General features: G+C 67.7%; 16 protein-coding genes. 7 read left to right on the plus strand and 9 right to left on the minus strand.

Annotated elements, in window-relative coordinates; genetic code table 11:
• Positions 1–210 precede the first annotated feature (210 nt).
• Positions 211–840, minus strand: a complete 630-nt coding sequence (locus CXY82_RS09150; protein ID WP_104170658.1) for an RNA methyltransferase — start codon at positions 838–840, stop codon at positions 211–213.
• Positions 841–955: 115 nt separating this feature from the next.
• On the opposite strand from CXY82_RS09150, the gene CXY82_RS09155 reads away from it, so the two are divergent.
• From CXY82_RS09155 to CXY82_RS09170, 4 genes are all read left to right on the plus strand, one after another.
• Positions 956–1,648, plus strand: coding sequence for a DedA family protein (locus CXY82_RS09155; RefSeq protein ID WP_104170659.1), 693 nt, complete (start codon positions 956–958; stop codon positions 1,646–1,648).
• Between the two features lie 393 nt (positions 1,649–2,041).
• Positions 2,042–3,298, plus strand: coding sequence for an Nramp family divalent metal transporter (locus CXY82_RS09160; protein ID WP_104170660.1), 1,257 nt, complete (start codon positions 2,042–2,044; stop codon positions 3,296–3,298).
• On the plus strand, positions 3,298–3,942 hold the full coding sequence (locus CXY82_RS09165; RefSeq protein ID WP_104170726.1) for a metal-dependent transcriptional regulator: 645 nt from the start codon (positions 3,298–3,300) through the stop codon (positions 3,940–3,942). The genes CXY82_RS09160 and CXY82_RS09165 overlap by 1 nt, the downstream gene beginning before the upstream one ends.
• A gap of 53 nt (positions 3,943–3,995) precedes the next feature.
• Positions 3,996–4,796, plus strand: coding sequence for an HAD-IIA family hydrolase (locus tag CXY82_RS09170; protein WP_104170661.1), 801 nt, complete (start codon positions 3,996–3,998; stop codon positions 4,794–4,796).
• Positions 4,797–5,222: 426 nt separating this feature from the next.
• Here the strand turns inward: CXY82_RS09170 and CXY82_RS17290 are convergent, their stop codons facing one another.
• From CXY82_RS17290 to CXY82_RS18295, 3 genes are all read right to left on the minus strand, one after another.
• The gene (locus CXY82_RS17290; RefSeq protein WP_158252158.1) at positions 5,223–7,034 is read right to left on the minus strand and encodes a hypothetical protein; all 1,812 of its coding nucleotides are present in this window, start codon (positions 7,032–7,034) and stop codon (positions 5,223–5,225) included.
• A 392-nt stretch (positions 7,035–7,426) separates the two neighbouring features.
• Positions 7,427–7,975 (minus strand): orotate phosphoribosyltransferase, encoded by a 549-nt coding sequence (gene pyrE / locus CXY82_RS09185; protein ID WP_104170664.1) that lies wholly within the window; start codon positions 7,973–7,975, stop codon positions 7,427–7,429.
• 52 nt (positions 7,976–8,027) lie between these two features.
• Entirely contained in the window at positions 8,028–8,150 is a 123-nt protein-coding gene (locus tag CXY82_RS18295) for a hypothetical protein (protein WP_255408580.1), read from the minus strand.
• A 137-nt stretch (positions 8,151–8,287) separates the two neighbouring features.
• Here CXY82_RS18295 and CXY82_RS09195 point away from each other — a divergent pair, with 137 nt between their 5' ends.
• Positions 8,288–9,211 (plus strand): LysR family transcriptional regulator, encoded by a 924-nt coding sequence (locus CXY82_RS09195; RefSeq protein ID WP_104170666.1) that lies wholly within the window; start codon positions 8,288–8,290, stop codon positions 9,209–9,211.
• Here the strand turns inward: CXY82_RS09195 and CXY82_RS09200 are convergent.
• The 5 genes from CXY82_RS09200 to CXY82_RS09220 all read right to left on the minus strand — a co-directional run bounded on the left by CXY82_RS09200 (position 9,208) and on the right by CXY82_RS09220 (position 15,529).
• Complete coding sequence (locus CXY82_RS09200) at positions 9,208–10,707, minus strand: CoA-acylating methylmalonate-semialdehyde dehydrogenase (RefSeq protein WP_104170667.1); 1,500 nt, start codon at positions 10,705–10,707, stop codon at positions 9,208–9,210. The genes CXY82_RS09195 and CXY82_RS09200 overlap by 4 nt on opposite strands.
• A 56-nt stretch (positions 10,708–10,763) precedes the next feature.
• Complete coding sequence (locus tag CXY82_RS09205; protein ID WP_233199276.1) at positions 10,764–12,098, minus strand: aspartate aminotransferase family protein; 1,335 nt, start codon at positions 12,096–12,098, stop codon at positions 10,764–10,766.
• A gap of 106 nt (positions 12,099–12,204) precedes the next feature.
• On the minus strand, positions 12,205–13,221 hold the full coding sequence (locus tag CXY82_RS09210; protein ID WP_104170668.1) for a TIGR03842 family LLM class F420-dependent oxidoreductase: 1,017 nt from the start codon (positions 13,219–13,221) through the stop codon (positions 12,205–12,207).
• A 12-nt stretch (positions 13,222–13,233) separates the two neighbouring features.
• A complete protein-coding gene (gene hydA / locus CXY82_RS09215; protein WP_104170728.1) occupies positions 13,234–14,670 on the minus strand; it encodes a dihydropyrimidinase in 1,437 nt (478 codons plus the stop codon).
• Positions 14,671–14,680: 10 nt separating this feature from the next.
• Complete coding sequence (locus tag CXY82_RS09220; RefSeq protein ID WP_104170669.1) at positions 14,681–15,529, minus strand: nitrilase-related carbon-nitrogen hydrolase; 849 nt, start codon at positions 15,527–15,529, stop codon at positions 14,681–14,683.
• 473 nt (positions 15,530–16,002) lie between these two features.
• Between CXY82_RS09220 and CXY82_RS09225 the strand changes: the two genes are divergently transcribed.
• Both CXY82_RS09225 and CXY82_RS09230 read left to right on the plus strand, forming a co-directional pair.
• Positions 16,003–16,788, plus strand: a complete 786-nt coding sequence (locus CXY82_RS09225; protein ID WP_104170670.1) for a (S)-acetoin forming diacetyl reductase — start codon at positions 16,003–16,005, stop codon at positions 16,786–16,788.
• 319 nt (positions 16,789–17,107) lie between these two features.
• Positions 17,108–18,145: a putative F420-0 ABC transporter substrate-binding protein gene (locus CXY82_RS09230; RefSeq protein WP_104170671.1), complete on the plus strand. Its 1,038-nt coding sequence runs from the start codon at positions 17,108–17,110 to the stop codon at positions 18,143–18,145.
• The last annotated feature ends 108 nt before the right edge of the window (positions 18,146–18,253 follow it).

Below are 18,253 nucleotides of genomic sequence, written 5' to 3' on the forward strand. Positions count from 1 at the left end.
CACCCGAATCGTGCAGGCCAGTTCGGCCTCCGCGATCGCCTCGAAATGCTCCCCGAGAGCCTCTTGCTCTTCAATAAATGAAGGCTTCATGACACACACGCTACGGGCACCCACCGACATTGCCCGCGGCATCCGCCCACCTACACGCACCCTGTGGATAACCCGATCAGACCCTGATTGTGGAGGGATCGGGGGTGGTGAAACAACCGCTCAGAACCGGTGCTGCAACACCCAGTTGTGCATGGTGACAGCCGCGGCGGCCGACGCGTTGAGCGAGCGGGTGGAGCCGAACTGGCTGATCTCGACGACGGCATCCGCTGCCTCGATCGCTTCGGGAGAGAGGCCGGGACCCTCCTGCCCGAACAGGAGCACGCAGCGCTCGGGGAAGCGGAAGGTTTCGATGATCACGCTGCCGGGCACGTTGTCGATGGCGATGATCGGCAAGGTCTCGGCGGCGGCCCACTCGACGAAGCACGCGACATCCGGGTGGTGCAGCACGTGCTGGTACCGGTCGGTGACCATGGCCCCGCGCTTGTTCCACCGCTTGCGCCCGATGATGTGCACCGTGTCGGCGGCGAACGCGTTGGCGCTGCGCACGATCGAGCCGATGTTCATGTCGTGCTGCCAGTTCTCGATGGCGACATGAAACGGATGCCGCTTCTCGTCGAGGTCGGCGACGATCGCCGCCATACTCCAGTAGCGGTAGCGGTCGATCACGTTGCGCGTGTCGCCGCGCTCGAGCAGCTCGCGGTCGTAGAACGACTCCTCGGGCCACTCTCCGGCCCAGGGTCCGACGCCGTGGGTGGACAGTTCGGGCGTGGGGTTCTGCGGTTCTTGCACCGATCCACCGTATCCCGCCGGGCACCGCCGGGCGTGCCGGGCATGCCGTCGGGTATTCTGGCGTGCAGGGTTCGCGTTTCGCCGGCTCGCACCCCGCCCGGAAGGAACCATCACCATGCATCCCACGCTCTTCGGTATCGACTTTCTCGACTCGGAGTGGCTGATCGGCTGGTTCGGTTCGTTCGTGCTCCTCGGCGTGGCCACCATCGTGTTCGTCGAGACGGCTTTCATCGTCTTGTCGTTCCTGCCCGGCGACTCGCTGCTCTTCACCGTGGGCCTGCTCACCGCCACCGGGGATGTGCCCTTCCCGATCTGGGTGACCTGCCTCGTCATCTTCATCGCCGCGTTCGCCGGTGACCAGGTCGCCTATTTAATCGGCCGCAAGTCCGGCCCCGCCGTCTTCACCCGCGAGCAGAACCGCCTGTTCAACCCGAAGAACGTGGAACGCACCAACGCGTTCTTCGCCAAGCACGGCGGCAAGGCCATCATCATCGCCCGCTTCCTGCCCGTGTTCCGCGCCTTCGTTCCTCTCGCCGCCGGTGTGGGACGGATGCACTACCGCACCTTCGTGTCCTTCAACCTGATCGGCGCCTTCGCCTGGGGTGTCGGAAGCACCCTGATGGGCTACCTGCTCGGCCAGATCGAGTTCGTGGCGACGTACTCCGAATTCTTCATCATCGGCATCGTGCTGCTCTCGGGCGTGCCGATCCTGTCCGAGCTCTACAAGGCCGGCCGCGAGAAGAAGCGCACCCGCGGCAAGGCCCCGGTCCCCGTCGCCACGATTCCCGAGGACCTGCGCGAGGAGTAACCGCCCGGTTCAGAGGCGGCCGCGTCTCGGCACAGGGTCAGCGCAGCGTCAGACCGGCCGGCGGGCCGGTGACCAGGCTGGCGCCGGCATCCGTGAACAGGTCGATCGCCGCCGAGATCTGGTACTCCCCCGGCGAGCGCTGCGGACAGCGCGGCCCGGTGGGCGATCCGGCTCCATAGGGGTGCGTTTCCGGCCCTCGTCGAGGTAGCCGCTGAAGATGGCCCGCCGCACGTAGGCCTCGGCCCCACCGACCGTGAACCCGTTTCCTCCCTCTGCTTAGCTACTAAAACGTACGACCGCGCCGAAACGTTGGTGTGCCGGGCCGCCCACACAGGCACTGATCTTTCGGTGTGCCTAAATCCGCCCTATCCTATCGGTGTGGCTAAAAACAACATGCGCACGGATGCGAGGGGACCGGTCCCTGAGATCGCCACCGTGGCATCCTCTCACCTGCTCTGGTTGCTCGGCCCTGCCCTCGTCGCGGGCGTGGCCTACCTCGACCCCGGCAACGTCGCCAGCAATATGACGGCCGGTGCTCGCTACGGCTACCTGCTGGTCTGGGTGGTCGTGGCCGGCAACGTGATGGCCTGGCTGATCCAGTACCTCTCGGCCAAGCTCGGCATCGTAACCGGCACGAGCCTGCCGGAAATTCTCGGGGTACGTATTCGGCGCCCGCTCACCCGCCGCCTCTACTGGGTGCAGGCGGAACTGGTGGCCATGGCCACCGACCTGGCCGAGATCATCGGCGGCGCGGTCGCCCTGAACCTGCTCTTCGGCCTCCCCCTGCTCGCCGGCGGCGTGATCACCGGGGTCATCTCGATGATCGTGCTCACGGTGCAGACCCGGCGCGGCCCGCGCACCTTCGAACGCGTCATCGTGGCGCTGCTGCTCATCATCACCGTGGGCTTCGCGGCCGGGGTGTTCTTCGCTCCACCGGATGCCGGCAGCGTCGTCGCCGGCCTCGTGCCGCGGTTCGAGGGCGCGAATTCGGTGCTCCTGGCCGCGTCCATCCTCGGCGCGACGATCATGCCGCACGCCATCTACGCCCACTCCGCGCTCACCCGGGACCGATTCCCCGTCGTGGCGGACGGCGCAGCAACGCGACGCCTGCTCTGGGCCACCAAATGGGACGTCACCATCGCGATGGCCATCGCCGGCACGGTGAACCTGTCGATCCTGCTGCTCGCGGCATCCGCTCTGCAGGGCGTCGCCGGGACCGACACGCTCGAGGGCGCCCACGCCGCCCTCGAGGCAACCCTCGGGCCCGTGATCGCGACGGTGTTCGCGGTCGGGCTGCTCGCCTCCGGGCTGGCGTCCACCTCGGTCGGAGCGTACGCGGGAGCGGAGATCATGCACGGCCTGTTGCACGTGCGCGTGCCGTTGCTGGCGCGTCGCGTGGTCACCCTCATTCCCGCGCTGCTGATCCTAAGCGTGGGTTTCGACCCGACCGAGGCCCTACTGCTCAGCCAGGTCGTCCTGTCGTTCGGCATCCCGTTCGCGCTGATCCCCCTGGTCTGGCTCACCATGCAGCGCGGGGTGCTCGGCGAGCATGTTAACCGCTGGTACACGACGGTCGCCGGCGCCGTCTGCGCCCTGCTCCTGGTGGCCCTGAACGTGGTGCTGCTCGTGCTCGTGTTCACAGGGGCGTGATGAAACACCCCACACCCGCGGCCGAGGACTACCTCAAGACCATCTACGCGCACACCGAATGGCAGCCGAACCCGATCACGCCTTCGGTGCTGGCCGCGCGGCTGGGGGTGGCGCCGTCGTCGGTCACCGAGATGGTGAAGAAGCTCGCCGTCGGCGGCCTGATCGAGCACGTCCCCTACGGGCCGATCACCCTGAGCCGGACCGGTTTCCTGCGGGCGACCGCGGTGGTGCGCCGGCACCGGTTGATCGAGACCTGGCTCGTGCGGGAGATGGGCTACGACTGGCACGAGGTGCACGACGAGGCGGAGGTGCTCGAGCACTCGATCTCGGACCGGCTGCTGGCGGCGATCGACGATCGGCTCGGGCATCCGTCGGCCGACCCGCACGGGGACCCGATCCCGGCCGAAGACGGCAGCCTGACCCGGCCGGACGCCATCCTGCTGGCTGAGGCCGCACCCGGCCACGTCGGGGAGGTCGTGCGCATCAGCGACCGCGACCCGGACATCCTGCGCGACCTTGCCGTGCACCGGGTCGGCCCGGGAACCCGGCTCACCGTTCTCGAACCCGGCGTGGTGCGGCTGCCGGGCGGCGGCATCCGTCGGCTGTCGTCTGCGGCGGCCCGATCGATCTGGCTCACCTCGTAACCGTCCGGAAACCTCGCGCCGCTAGGCTTATTCCCGAACCAAGGGAGCACCCAATGACACGCCGCGAAGACATCGAATGCTGGCTCACCGATATGGACGGCGTGCTCGTGCATGAAAACAGCCCGTTGCCGGGCGCGGCGCAGCTGCTGCAGCAGTGGAGCGACGCCGGCACGCCGTTCCTGGTGCTCACGAACAACTCGATCTTCACCCCCCGGGACCTCAGTGCCCGCCTGCGCGCCTCGGGCCTGAACGTGCCCGAAGACCGCATCTGGACCTCCGCGCTGGCGACGGCCGACTTCCTCCGATCCCAGGCGCCCGGCGGCACCGCCTTCGTGATCGGCGAGGTCGGGCTCACGACCGCCCTGCACGAGGCGGGTTTCATCATGACCGAGACGAACCCGGACTACGTGGTGGTCGGCGAAACCCGCAACTACTCGTTCGAGGCCATCACCAAGGCCATCCGTCTGCTCTTGAACGGTGCCCGCTTCATTTCGACGAACCCGGATGCGACCGGCCCCAGTGCGGACGGCCCCCTGCCCGCCACAGGTGCGATCTCGGCCCTGATCACCAAGGCCACCGGCATGGAGCCCTATGTGGTGGGCAAGCCGAACCCGATGATGTTCCGCTCGGCGATGAACAAGATCGGCGCGCACTCGGAGAACACGGCCATGATCGGTGATCGGATGGACACCGACATCATCGCCGGGATCGAGGCCGGGCTGCACACCATTCTCGTGATGACCGGCATCAGTGACGACGCTGAGGTGCACCGCTACCCGTTCCGCCCGGACGAGATCCTCTCCGGCGTGCACGAGCTGGTCTCCAAGGAGCCCGTGGAGTCCGACGCGATCTAGGTTCCGCCGCTCCCGTCGCAGCCGCGCTCTGCCGCATCCGTCGCTCCAGCACCCCTACAGCCGCGCCCGCCGCTCCTGCTCCCGCTCCTCCCCCCTTCCGCCGCTCCCCCTGCTCCCGCTCTCGCTCCCGCCGCTCCCCCTGCTCCCCCTCCCGCTCCCGCTCCCTGCTCCCGCTCCCGCTCCCCCTCCCGCCAGGCCCTGACGAATTCGACGGAGATTTTGCGCCACAACCCCGTTTCCGACCCAGAACTGACCATTTTCGGCAAAATCTCCGTCGAATTCGTTCGAACATCGGGCATGGGGGGCGACGGCGGATCCCGGTTGCACGGCTGGGGTTCCGCTGCGCTACAAGACAGCCAGACAGCCAAGCGGCAAGGCAGCCGGACAGCCAGGGGGCAGACGTCGATGACGAATGCTCCGGAACGCTTATGCGGCGGGTACCGGTCCGGGGCCCGCGATGCTCGCGTTCATCGGCTCGCCGGAGGCCCGGCTCACGAAGCAGTAGTAGGAGCGGCCGCCATCGGACCACTGTTCCTCGGTGATCGGGTAACTACCCTGCACCTGCACGTCGCCGTAGGCCGAGGCCGCGGCCAGGTCGATGACGCCGGTCGCGCTGCAGAGCAGGTTGATCTGCCCGGCCAGCTCGGCCTCGCCAGGGAAGGCTGTGGCGGCATCCCCGGCGAACACTCCGCGGTAAACGAGCTGAGCCGCATGCGGGGTGGCACAGTCGGCGACCGTGAACTCCTCTTCCCAGGGTGTCACGTACGGCTGCAGGCATTCGCCGCCGAACAGGGTGTCCCACTGGTGCACGCCAACCGGCTGGGGGCCGGTGGCCTCGGGCGGCGCCGACGGCGCCACACTCGGGGTGGCGCTCGGGGCAGGTGTAGCGCTGGACGTGGCCACCGCAACGGGGGCAGCGTCGCCGCCGACCAGGCTCTGCCCGAGGAAGAACAGTGCCGCCAGCGCGAGCACGACCACCAGGCCGCCGACGCTCCAGATCAGAAGCCGGGGCCTGCCGGGGCGGCTGCCTCCGGGCGGGCGACCGGCCGAGGCCGGCCGCGCGGCATCGGCACCGGCACCGGCATCGGACGGCGCCGCGTCCACTGCGGAACGCCGGCCGTTCGCTGCGACCGGAGTGGCCACGCCCGACGAGGAGTTCGAACCCGACGCGGGGCGCGGGGATACCGCACCGAACATACTGGTCGTGCCCGACGCGGGCCGCGGAGTGGTGTCAGCAGCAGCATTCGCACCGGCGTGGGTACCGGCCCCAGCCCCGGCTGGTGCAGGTTCGGGGGAAGCAGTGACGGCGGACGCGGGGGCGGCGGACGCGGACGCGGGCGCGGCGGACAGGTGGGCCGGCGTTGCGGCCAGTGAAGGTGGAGTCGGGGCGGCGGTGGGCGCGGCGCGGGCCGCGGCCGAGGCCTGCGCCGCCGTCTCGGCCAGCCGTGTGCCTGCACGGGCATCCGGTTCGGGGACGGCTGCCTCCGGCGCCGGGATGGCTGCCGCGGCTAACGGGGCACCTGAGGCGGCAACAACGGCCGCGGCTCCCGCCGCAACTCGGGCCTCGGCTCCAGCGATCCCGGCGGCGTCGCGGGCCTGGCCCGCGAGAGGGGCCGGAGCCGACAGTGACGCGGCCAGTCGTGCGCGCAGACGGCCGCGGGCGGAGACCGGAGCCGGCAGCGCGACCGGCTCGGGGTCGGGAGCAGGCGGCGTGCGCCCGGCCAGCAGATCGGCGGCCGCAACCTCCTCGGCGGTCAGCTCGAGCGGCGACTGCGTGAAGGTGGTCCACCACGGCGCCGGTGCGAGATCGGCTTTCTCCGAACGGATGCTGCCGCTCCGGTCAGACTCGTCCAGCCCGTTCCCGCCGGGCATCGGCAGGGGCGCGGGAGCCTCGACGGGTGCCAGAGGTGCCGGTGCCAACGCGTCGGGCGCCCACGGGGCGGGCCCCGAAGATGAGACCGAGCCTGTTTCGGCCGACGTCAGTTCCGAAGCCGAGTCATCCGTGAGCGCGGCGGACGAAGCCGCCGACCTGACAGCGGCCGAGGGCGCGAACGCGGCCGGCTGGAGCTCGGAAAACGCGGCCGCAGACGAGGACGCGGCCGCAGCCGCCGTAGCCGCCGCGACGGCAGCCGACTCAGCAGACGAAGCAGCCCCGGAAGCAGCGGCACCGACTGCAGAAACAGCACGCGCCGGGTTTGCGGGCGTCAGGACGAACAGGGCCGCGGTCGTGATCGGCACGGATCCTGTCACATTCGCTGGCCCCGCAGCCGAAGGCGTCGCTCCAGCCGAAGGCGTCGCTCCAGCCGATGGCGTCGCTCCCGGCGAAGGCACAGGAGCGGCAGGAGGCGCCGGAGCGGGACCAGCAGCGCCAGCCGCAGCAGCGGCGGCCCGAGCCGCGGCACCCTTGGCGAGCCGAGGGTCAGGCTGGGAGGTCGGCTTGAGCCCCCAGAGGAAGACGCCGGTATGGGTCGTCGGCTCGGCGGGTGCCGGTGGAACAATGCGGGAGGTTCTCGGCCACCGCGGCGACTGGCGGGGCGAATATTCGTCCGGCAGGGCCGGGCGCGCGCCGTCACCGAGCTGAGATGCCAGCCACTTCATTCCGTCCTCGCCGGGCACCTCGTCTGTGGGCACTAGTTCAGCCCCAGGTCCTCAAGACCGATCGCGGCGTAATAGGGGTAGCCCGCGGCTTCGATCACTTCGCGCGCGCCGGTGTTTCGGTCGACCACGACGGCGACGCCGGCGATGATCGCACCGACCTTGAGGAGCGCGTCGATCGCCGCCAGGGGCGAACCGCCCGTGGTGGACGTGTCTTCGAGCACGACGACGCGCTTGCCGGCGAGATCAGGTCCTTCGACCTGCTTGCCCCGGCCGTGGTCCTTGGGCTCCTTGCGCACGACGAAGGCGTCGTACGCGGCTCCGCGTGCCACGCCCTGGTGCAGGATGGCCGCCGCCACCGGGTCGGCGCCCATGGTCATGCCGCCGACCGCGGTGACATCCGGAATGTGCGCGATCAGGTCGAGCATGACCTGGCCGATCAGTGGAGCGACGCGGTGGTCGAGGCTGACCTTGCGCAGGTCGACATAATACGTCGCCTTCTTGCCGCTGGTCAGGGTGAAATCCCCGTGGAAAACGGCCTCGGCCGAGATGTGGGCGATGAGCTGCTGGCGTGTGTCCGTCACAGGACCAAGTTTAGGCCATCGGCCGGTCGGTGAACCTGAAGCAGGCGTTGCTCTAGAAGATGCGAACGAGCTTGCGCTCGGGAACGCGGCGGAATCCGTCCTTGTGCACGTCGACGACGACGGCAACGACGGAGGAGATGACGATGAGAACAAGAACGGCGAGAAGAACAAACACGGTCGTACCTTTCGGGAAATGGGGTTGAGTGTCGGGAAGACGGAGGCACCATTGCTCGAGTTCGACGTTCATAGTTCATCATCTTTAACTTTGCAGCACAATCGCATAGTTCTGCACGGAGTGTGTAGCGTTACTACATGGATGTCCAACGACTCGAACTTCTCCGCGAACTGGCCGAACGCCACAGCATCACTGAGGTTGCCCGCGCCACGCACCGCACGCCATCCGCTGTCTCGCAGCAGCTGAAAGTGCTCGAACGCGAGGCCGGCCTGCCGCTCACCGAGCGCAGCGGTCGCGGCCTCATTCTGACGGATGCCGGCCGCGCTCTGGCCCGCAGCGCGACGGATGTCGCGGTCGCCCTCGCCCGCGCCCGGGCGGTCTGGGACGAGTTCCGAAACGACGCCACGGGCGAGGTGAGCCTGGTCACCTTTCCGACTGCGGGCGAGATGCTGCTGCCGGGAGCGGTGAGAAGCATCGCCGCCGTGCCCGGACTCATCGTCAACTGCACCGACAAGGACCCGGAACTGAGCGACTTCCCCGCGCTCACGGCGGAGTACGACATCGTGCTCGCCTACAGCCTGCGCGGCCAGCTCCCCTGGGGCGGGCGCGGACTGACGGTGGTCCCGCTGATGACAGAGCCACTCGACGTCGGGCTGCCGGCCGACCACCGGCTGGCCTCCCGGTCGTGGATCACCCCGGCGGACGTGATCGGCGAGACCTGGATCGGCGCGCCGACCGGCTACCCGTTCGAGCGCATCCTGCACCAGATCGAGCAGAAGGCAGGCAGCCAGATCACCGTCGCCCAGCAGTTCGCCGACCTGCGGGTGATCGAAGCGTTCGTCGTGGCAGGCCTCGGCATCGCTCTGGTGCCCCGGTACACCTGGGGCGGCGACCAGCCGAGCCGCCTCGTGCTCAAGCCGCTCCGCGGGGTGGACGCCGAGCGGCAAATCGTGGCGCTGATGCGCCCCGATCGGGCCGAGCGCCTCGCCGTGCGCACCGTTCTGGAGGTGCTCCGCACCGAGGCCGCCCGCGTGCAGGCCAAGCACGCCCTCATCCCCTAGGCGTTCTGTGGGAAGCCCAGGTTGATACCGCCGTGGCTCGGGTCCAGCCACCGGCTCGTGATGGCCTTCTCTCGGGTGTAGAAGGCGATCCCGGCCGGGCCGTAGGCCTTGGCGTCGCCGAACAGGGAGTCCTTCCAGCCGCCGAACGAGTGGTAGGCCACGGGCACCGGGATCGGCACGTTGATGCCGACCATACCGACCTGCACCTCGTTCTGGAACCGCCTGGCCGCACCGCCGTCGTTGGTGAAGATGGCCGTGCCGTTGCCGTAGCGGCTGCGGTTGATCAGGTCGAGTCCCTCGGAGTAGCTGGCGACCCGCACGATGGAGAGCACCGGGCCGAAGATCTCGTCGAGGTAGACGTCCGAGTCCGTGCTGACCTTGTCGAAGAGGGTCGGGCCGAGCCAGAATCCGCTCGCGTCACCGTCCACCTCGATGCCGCGGCCGTCCACGACGACCTCGGCTCCGTCGGTCTGGGCGAGGTCGATGTAGGACGCCACCTTGTCACGGTGTACCTTCGTGATCAGAGGTCCCATGTCGCATCCGCGCATGCCGTCGCCCACCTTGAGGCTCTTCAGCCGCGCGGTGATCTTCGCGACCAGGTCGTCAGCGACCGGTTCCACGGCCACCACCACGCTGATCGCCATGCAGCGCTCACCGGCCGAGCCGAAGCCGGCGTTGACCGCGGCATCCGCGGCCAGGTCCAGGTCTGCGTCTGGCAGCACGAGCATGTGGTTCTTCGCGCCGCCGAGGGCCTGCACGCGCTTGCCGTGGTGGGCGGCCGTCTCGTAGATGTACTGCGCGATCGGCGTGGAGCCGACGAACGAGATCGCCTGCACGTCGGGGTGCACGAGCAGGGCGTCGACGGCTTCCTTGTCGCCGTGCAGGACGTTGAGCACACCGGCGGGCAGGCCGGCCTCGGTCATCAGGGCAGCCATCCAGTTCGACGCGGACGGGTCTTTCTCGCTCGGTTTGAGCACGACCGTGTTGCCGGCCGCGATGGCGATCGGGAAGAACCAGAGGGGCACCATGGCTGGGAAGTTGAACGGGCTGATGATACCCACCACGCCGAGCGGCTGGCGCAGCGTGTAGACGTCGACGCCCGTGGACACGTTCTCGGAGTACTCGCCCTTGCTCAGGTGCGGCATGCCGAGCGCGAACTCGACGACCTCGAGGCCGCGTGCGATCTCGCCGAGCGCATCCGAGGTCACCTTGCCGTGTTCGGCGGTGAGGATGTCGGCCAGCTCGCCTTTGCGCGCGTTCAGCAGTTCGCGGAAGTTGAACATCACGCCCTGGCGCTTGGCTTGGGATGTGTCGCGCCAGAGCGGATAGGCAGCGTGGGCGGAGGCGACGGCGGTGTCGACGTCGGTGGCACTGGCCAGGATTACATTCTTCGCGACGGCGCCGAGGGCGGGGTTGAAGACGGGCGCGGTGCGGGTCGAGGCTCCCCGGAGGGGAGCCCCGTCGACCCAGTGGGTGATGAGGGGCAGTTCGGTCATGGGCGTTCGTCTCTCTTCATTCTCTTCATCGAGTCGGGGTGAGGGTGCGCGGGGCGTCAGACAAGCCGGTCGAGGCTGAGGACCTCGTCATAGATAGTGAGCGCCTCGGCGACCTCGGCGTCGGTGACGACGCAGGGCGGCACCACGTGGATGCGGTTCTCGGCCAGGAACGGCAGCAGGTTGCGGGCCAGCAACTCCGATTTGATCCGGCCCATCACGGCGCCGCTGAGCGGCTGGCGGGTCTCCCGGTCGGAGACGAGTTCCATCGCCCAGAACACGCCGACCCCGCGCACCTCTCCGATGATCGAGTGCTTAGCCTGCAGCTCGGCGAGCCCGGGGGCGAGCACGTCGCGCCCGATCCGGGCGGCGTTCTCCACGATGCCCTCGTTCTTCATGGCGTCCAGGGCCGCCACGATCGACGCCATCGCCAGCGGATGTCCGCTGTAGGTGAGGCCGCCGGGATAGACCGTGGTGTCGAAGTCGTGGGCGATGGGGTCGGAGATGATCACACCGCCGGTGGGCACATAACCGGAGTTGACGCCCTTCGCGAAAGTGATCAGGTCCGGCACCACGTCGAAGCCGTCGAACGCGAACCAGTTGCCGGTGCGGCCGAAGCCGGCCATCACCTCGTCGAGGATCAGCATGATGCCGTACCGGTCGCAGAGGGCCCGCACGCCGGCGAGGTAGCCGGGCGGCGGCACGAGCACGCCGGCGGTGCCGGGGATGGATTCCAGCAGCACGGCCGCGATGCCCGCGGGTCCCTCACTCTGGATCACGTGCTCGAGGTGGCGCAGGGCCCGCTCCGACTCCTGCTCGGGGCTGGTCGCCCAGAACTCGCTGCGGTAGAGGTAGGGGCCGAAGAAGTGCACGTGCCCGCGGGCGAACTCATTCGGGATGCGGCGCCAGTCGCCGGTCGCGACGATGGCCGCGCCCGTGTTGCCGTGGTACGAGCGGTAGGTGGAGAGCACCTTGTCGCGGCCCGTGTGCAGGCGCGCCATGCGGATCGCGTTCTCGATCGCATCCGCCCCGCCGTTGGTGAAGAAGACCTTGTTGAAGCCCTCCGGCGCCCGTTCGACGATGCGCTGAGCGGCCTCGCCGCGGGTCAGGGTCGCCGTGGAGGGCGCCACCGTGGCGAGCCGACCGGCCTGCTCGATGATGGCCGCGGTGACGGCCGGATGCTGGTGGCCGATGTTCACGTTGACGAGCTGGCTGGAGAAGTCCAGATAGCTGCGCCCGTCATAATCCCAGACCCGGGAGCCCTGCCCGCCGGCGATCACCAGCGGCTTGAGGGCACCCTGGGCCGACCAGGAGTGGAAGACGTGCGCCCGGTCAAGGTCGTAGGCGAGCTCGTTGCGGCTGGCCGTGGCGCTTGGGGAAGTGATGTCATTCACAGATATCGGGTTCTTTCTCTCTGCGTTGAGATGGTGAGGCCGTGGATCGCCCACCTTCAGTGTGACCTCGATCGGCTTGAAGTCTGCACCATTCACCTGGATCGGGTCATTTCTTTGCCACGATGGGCTCGGTCATCGCCGGGATCACGGTCTCCCCGTAGACGCGCATCGTCTCTTCCTTGTTGTCGTGCTGCAGGTAGCCAGCGAACTGGTCGACGCCGATGGCGCGCAGGGCCTCGAGCTTTTCGATGTGGTCCTTCGCGGTGCCGAGCAGACAGAACCGGTCGACGATCTCGTCGGGCACGAACTCGGCGTGCGCGTTTCCGGCACGGCCGTGCTCGTTGTAGTCGTAATCCTGCCGGCCAATGATGTAGTCGGTGAGGGCCTTCGGCACATGAGATTCGGTGCCGTACTTGGCGACGATGTCGGCCACGTGATTGCCGACCATGCCGCCGAACCAGCGGCACTGGTTGCGCATGTGGCCCCAATTGTCGCCGATGTACATGGGCGCGGCCACGCAGAACTTGACCGCCATCGGGTCGCGGCCGGATTTCGCCGCGGCCTCCCGCACGGTCTTGATCATCCACTCGGCCACGTCGAGGTCGGCCATCTGCAGGATGAAACCGTCGCCGACCTCGCCCGCGAGCTTGAGCGCGAGGGGCCCGTAGGCCGCCACCCACACGTCAAGGGTGGAGCCGCGGCTCCACGGGAACTGCAGGGTCGCGCCGTTGTATTCGACCGACCGGGAGTTCGCGAGTTCCCGGATCACGTGCACCGACTCGCGCAGCGTCTTCAGGGTGGTGGGGGTTCCGTTGATGACCCGCACCGCCGAATCCCCGCGGCCGATGCCGCAGATGGTGCGGTTGCCGTACATCTCGTTCAGCGTCGCGTAGGTGGAGGCCGTGACCGTCCAGTCGCGGGTGCCCGGGTTGGTGACCATGGGTCCGACGATGATCCTGTCCGTCTCCGCGAGGATGCGGCTGTAGATGACGTAGGGCTCCTGCCAGAGCAGATGCGAGTCGAACGTCCAGACGTGGCTGAAGCCGTGCGCCTCGGCAAGTTTGGCCAATTGCACGGTGCGGGCGGATGGGGGGTTGGTCTGCAGCACTGCTCCGAAGTCCATCTGGGGTCCCGTCTAGATCAGGTACTGGCTCAGGCCGCGCTTGACGAACCGGCCGTCACCCTTGGAGCCGAGATAGGAGCTGTCGTCGATGATGACCTTGCCGCGGGACAGAACGGTGTCGACGTGACCGTCGATCTCGTAGCCTTCCCAGGCGGAGTGGTCCATGTTCATGTGGTGGATCTTGCCATTCCCGTTGACGGGCAGGCCGATCGAGGTGTGGCCGTTCGGGTCGTAGATCACGATGTCGCCGTCGGCGCCCGGCTGGATGACCCCCTTTTTGCCGTACAGCCCGAACATCCGTGCCGGGGTGGTCGCGGTGATCTCCACCCAGCGTTCGAGCGAGATGCGGCCGTTGACGACGCCCTGGTAGAGCAGGTCCAGGCGGTGCTCGACCGAGCCGATGCCGTTCGGGATCTTCGAGAAGTCGCCGAGGCCCAGCTCTTTCTGCCCCTTCATGCAGAACGGGCAATGGTCGGTGGAGACCATCTGGATGTCGTTGGTGCGCAGGCTCTGCCACAGGTGGTCCTGGTGGCCCTCGGCCTTCGAGCGCAGCGGCGTGGAGCAGACCCACTTCGCGCCCTCGAACCCCGGTGCCCCGAGATTCTCCTCGAGCGACAGGTAGAGGTATTGCGGGCAGGTCTCACCGAACACGTTCTGGCCGTGGTCCCGGGCGGCGGCGATCTGCTCCACGGCCTGCTTGGCGCTCACGTGCACCACGTAGAGCGGCGCCCCGGTGAGGTTCGCGAGCATGATCGCGCGGTGCGTGGCCTCCTCCTCCAGCTGCCAGGCGCGCGCGACACCGTGGTAGTAGGGGTCGGTCTTGCCCTCTGCGAGCAGCTGCGTGACGAGCACGTCGATGGCCGGGCCGTTCTCGGCGTGCATCATGGTCATCAGCCCGGTCTCGGCGGACTTCTGCATGGCGCGCAGCACCTGCGCGTCATCCGAGTAGAAGACGCCGGGGTAGGCCATGAACAGTTTGAAGCTGGAGATGCCCTCGTCCAGCAGCCCGTCCATCGCCTGCAGCGAGTCCTCGTTGAGGTCGCCGATGATCTGGTGGAACCCGTAGTCGATGGCGCAGTTTCCGGCCGCCTTCTCGTGCCAGGCCGCCAAACCGTCGAAGACCCGCTGGCCGTAGCTCTGCACCGCGAAGTCGACGATGGTGGTGGTGCCGCCCCAGGCCGCGGCCCGGGTGCCGGTCTCGAAGGTGTCGCTGGCCGCGGTGCCGCCGAACGGCAACTGCATATGCGTGTGCGCGTCGACGCCGCCGGGGATCACGTACTTGCCGGTGGCGTCGATCACACGGTCGACGGATGCGGCGAGGTCGTTCCCGAGGAGGGCCGAGCCAGGTGCCAGCACGGCGACGATGATCTCGCCGTCGATGAGGACATCCGCCTGCACACGGCCGGTCGCGCTGACCACGGTGCCGTTCTGGATCAGGGTCGTCACGATGCGCCCCTGGCTACGGCCGGGCGATCGGGCCGTAGGAGTCGGGACGGCGGTCCCGGTAGAACTGCCACGAGTTGCGCACCTCTCGGATGACGCCCAGGTCGAGGTCGCGGATGACGACCTCCTCGGTGTCGGTGGAGGCCACCTCGCCGACGTAGTTGCCGCGCGGGTCGACGAAGTAGGAGCTGCCGTAGAAGGTGACGGCGTCGGCGCCGAACTCCTCGGTCTCGGTGCCGATGCGGTTGTTGGCGCCGATGTAGTACTGGTTGGCGACGGCGGCGGCCGGCTGCTCGAGCTCCCAGAGCCGGTTCGAGAGGCCGGGCTTGGTGGCCGAGGGGTTGAAGACAATCTCGGCGCCGTTCAGGCCGAGCACGCGCCAGCCCTCCGGGAAGTGCCGGTCGTAGCAGATGTAGACGCCGATCTTGCCGACCATGGTGTCGAAGACGGGGTAGTCGACGTTTCCGGGGCGGAAGTAGAACTTCTCCCAGAACTGGGGCAGGTGGGGGATGTGGTGCTTGCGGTACTTGCCGAGGTAGGTGCCGTCGGCGTCGATCACGGCGGCCGTGTTGTAGAGCACGCCGGGCTGCTCCTCCTCGTAGACGGGGAGCACGATCACCATCGTGTGCTCGGCGGCGAGCTTCTGGAACCGCTCCACGAGCGGTCCCGGCACGCTCTGCGCGTAGTCGTAGTACGTGGAGTCCTGCACAATGCCGAAGTAGGGGCCGTGGAACAGCTCCTGGAAGCAGATCACCTGCACTCCCGCTTCGGCGGCGGTGCGTACGAATCCCTCGTGCTTCTGGATCATCGACTCCTGGTCGCCCGTCCACTCGGTCTGGGTGATTGCGGCCCGAACTACAGTCATCTTGTCTCCACATTCGCCAGTGACGGAACAACGTCAAGCCGAACGACAGCGTCCGGGCTTATTAGTCTTCGACGCAAACATTTGGTGCTGTTTTTCTGTGTGATTGACGCGTATATCATCCTGTCGAGCGAATCTGCCGGTGGCAAGGGTTCATGCAAACCGTTATCGTCGCGGTCGGGCACAGGGTCACTGGCCGACCGAATATCACTCGATCGCGCCTACAATGGGGGTAATGCCTCGTCAGCTGCTGGAGTTCTTAGGCAACATCGATACAGAAAACGGGGACGTCTCAGATTCACCCCGAGAGGTTCACCCTCGGGGCCACTCATCCACCGCGACGACGCCGGAAATTCTCGGTGCGCGCCGCGCTGCTGGCGCCGTGCGTATCGGATCAGTAAAACTCCTGTCCTGCTTTGACATGACGTCATCGACTCGCCGGCAGGTTGTGAATAATCGAGATTGGAATCAATACCATGACACGCACAGAAAACGGAAAAGTCGCACTCGTTACCGGTGGTGGACAGGGAATTGGTCAGGCCATTGCTGAGCGACTCCACGCTGACGGCTTCAAGGTCGCCATCGCCGACCTGAACCGTGCGACCGCAGGCGCGGTTGCCGAATCCCTGGCAGGCAAGGAGGGCGGAGCACTGGCACTGCACGTCGATGTCTCCGACCGAGACAGCGTGTTCGCCGCGGTCGAGCAGGCCGTCACGGAGCTCGGGGGCTTCGACGTCATCGTCAACAACGCCGGCATCGCCCCCACGTCTCCAATCGATGACATCACCCAGGAAAGCATCGCAAAGATATTCTCCATCAACTTCAACGGCGTGGTGTGGGGCATTCAGGCAGCCACCAAGGCGTTCAAAGATCTCGGCCACGGTGGAAAGATCATCAGCGCTGCGTCCCAAGCCGGTCACGTCGGGAACCCCGGCATCGCGTTGTACTCGGCCACCAAGTTCGCCATTCGTGGCTTGTCCCAGACAGCCGCCAAGGACCTGGCTCAATTCGGCATCACGGTCAACACCTTCGCCCCCGGCATCGTGAAGACGCCCCTCATGGAGGAGCTCGCGAAAAAGGTGGCAGCCGACGCGGGCCAGTCGGAAGAGTGGGGCTGGGATCAGTTCACGAACGGCATCGCCCTCGCCCGCCTGTCCGAAGCGTCCGAGGTCGCGGGGGTCGTTTCGTTCCTGGCTGGCCCCGACTCCGGCTACATCACCGGACAGTCGATTCTGGTCGACGGCGGAATGGTCTTCAACTAAGCAGAGGACGAAACTGACTCTCCCCGGCCCGGCGACTGGCCGCATCGTGTCCCGGGCGCGCCGGACATCCGTCCCCCATCGCCCCGCTCGCCCGGGATGGGCCGCGCCGAAGTTCTGGCCTAGGCTGAACGAAGACCGCCGGTTGGCTCTGACCGGTTGAGCCGGCCCCGACTTGGGCGGCAGGTCGCCGACACGTGCTCGGTCGCACCTTTCCTGCCCCGCAGTTCTCCCTGTGCTCGCCAGAGCGGGTGAATCGTCGCCATGGCGTGCTCATACCGACGATTTACCAGCTCTCGCGGCCCTGAACCGGATCGGTAACATGTCCCAATTACGTTCGTTCCGTGGTCCCCTGCTGGTGGTCGTTGCGGCGGCTGCCCTGCTGTCGAGCGGATGCGCTGCGGCGAGTCCCGTCGCCGCGCCCAGTGCCGCGCCCAGTGCCGCGCCGGGCGCGAGCGCCGGCACGGGTGGGGGCTACCCGATGACGATCGACAACTGCGGCACCGACGTGACCGTGGAGTCCGCGCCCGAACGGATCGTGACGATCAAGTCGTCGACGACCGAGCTGCTGCTCGCATTGGACCTCTCCGATCGCATCGTGGGCTCGGCGTTCCTCGATGGCCCGCTGCCGGCATCCCTCGAGAAGGCCGGCGCAGGCCTGTTCGTGGTCAGCGACTTCGTGCCCGGCCAGGAGGCCGTGCTCGGACTCACGCCCGACTTCGTCTACGGCGGCTGGGAGTCCAACTTCTCGGCCGAGGGCGTGGGCGAACGCCAGAGCCTCGCCGACCTCGGCATCGGCAGCTACGTTTCCCCCTCCGCCTGCAAGGGCGAGGGCTACATGCCTGACCCGCTCACTTTCGACTCCGTGTTCGCCGAGATCACCGAGGCCGGCGCGATCTTCGGCGCCGAAGAGGCCGCGGCCGACCTGGTCGCCGATCAGCAGAAGACCCTCGCGGCCCTTGACCCCGCCGCCGCGGAGACCACCGCGCTCTGGTATTCCAGCGGCACCGACACTCCCTACGTGGGCGCCGGCATCGGCTCGCCCAACATGATCATGGCGGCCGCGGGCCTGAATAACGTGTTCGCCGACGTGCAGGACACCTGGACCTCGGTGGGCTGGGAGTCGGTCATCGAGGCGAACCCGAGCGTGATCGTGCTCGTCGACGCCACCTGGAACACCGCGGAGTCGAAGATCGCGAACCTCGAGACGAACCCGGCCACGCAGCAACTCGACGCCGTGAAGAACCAGCGCTACATCGTGCTGCCGTTCTCGGCCACCGAGGCCGGCATCCGCAACGTCGAAGCCGCCGCGTCAACTATCGAACAGCTCGACGCGCTCGAGTCGACGACGGCCGGCTAGCGACCGGCGCCAGAGCACGACGCACGACGCAGGACACGACAGGACAGCACCAACGGGACAGACACGACGGAACAGGCGAGGCAGGTGGATCGGGTGGAGCTGCAGCAG

The organism is Cryobacterium sp. M23 (genome assembly GCF_002929655.1).
GTDB lineage: Bacteria > Actinomycetota > Actinomycetes > Actinomycetales > Microbacteriaceae > Cryobacterium > Cryobacterium sandaracinum.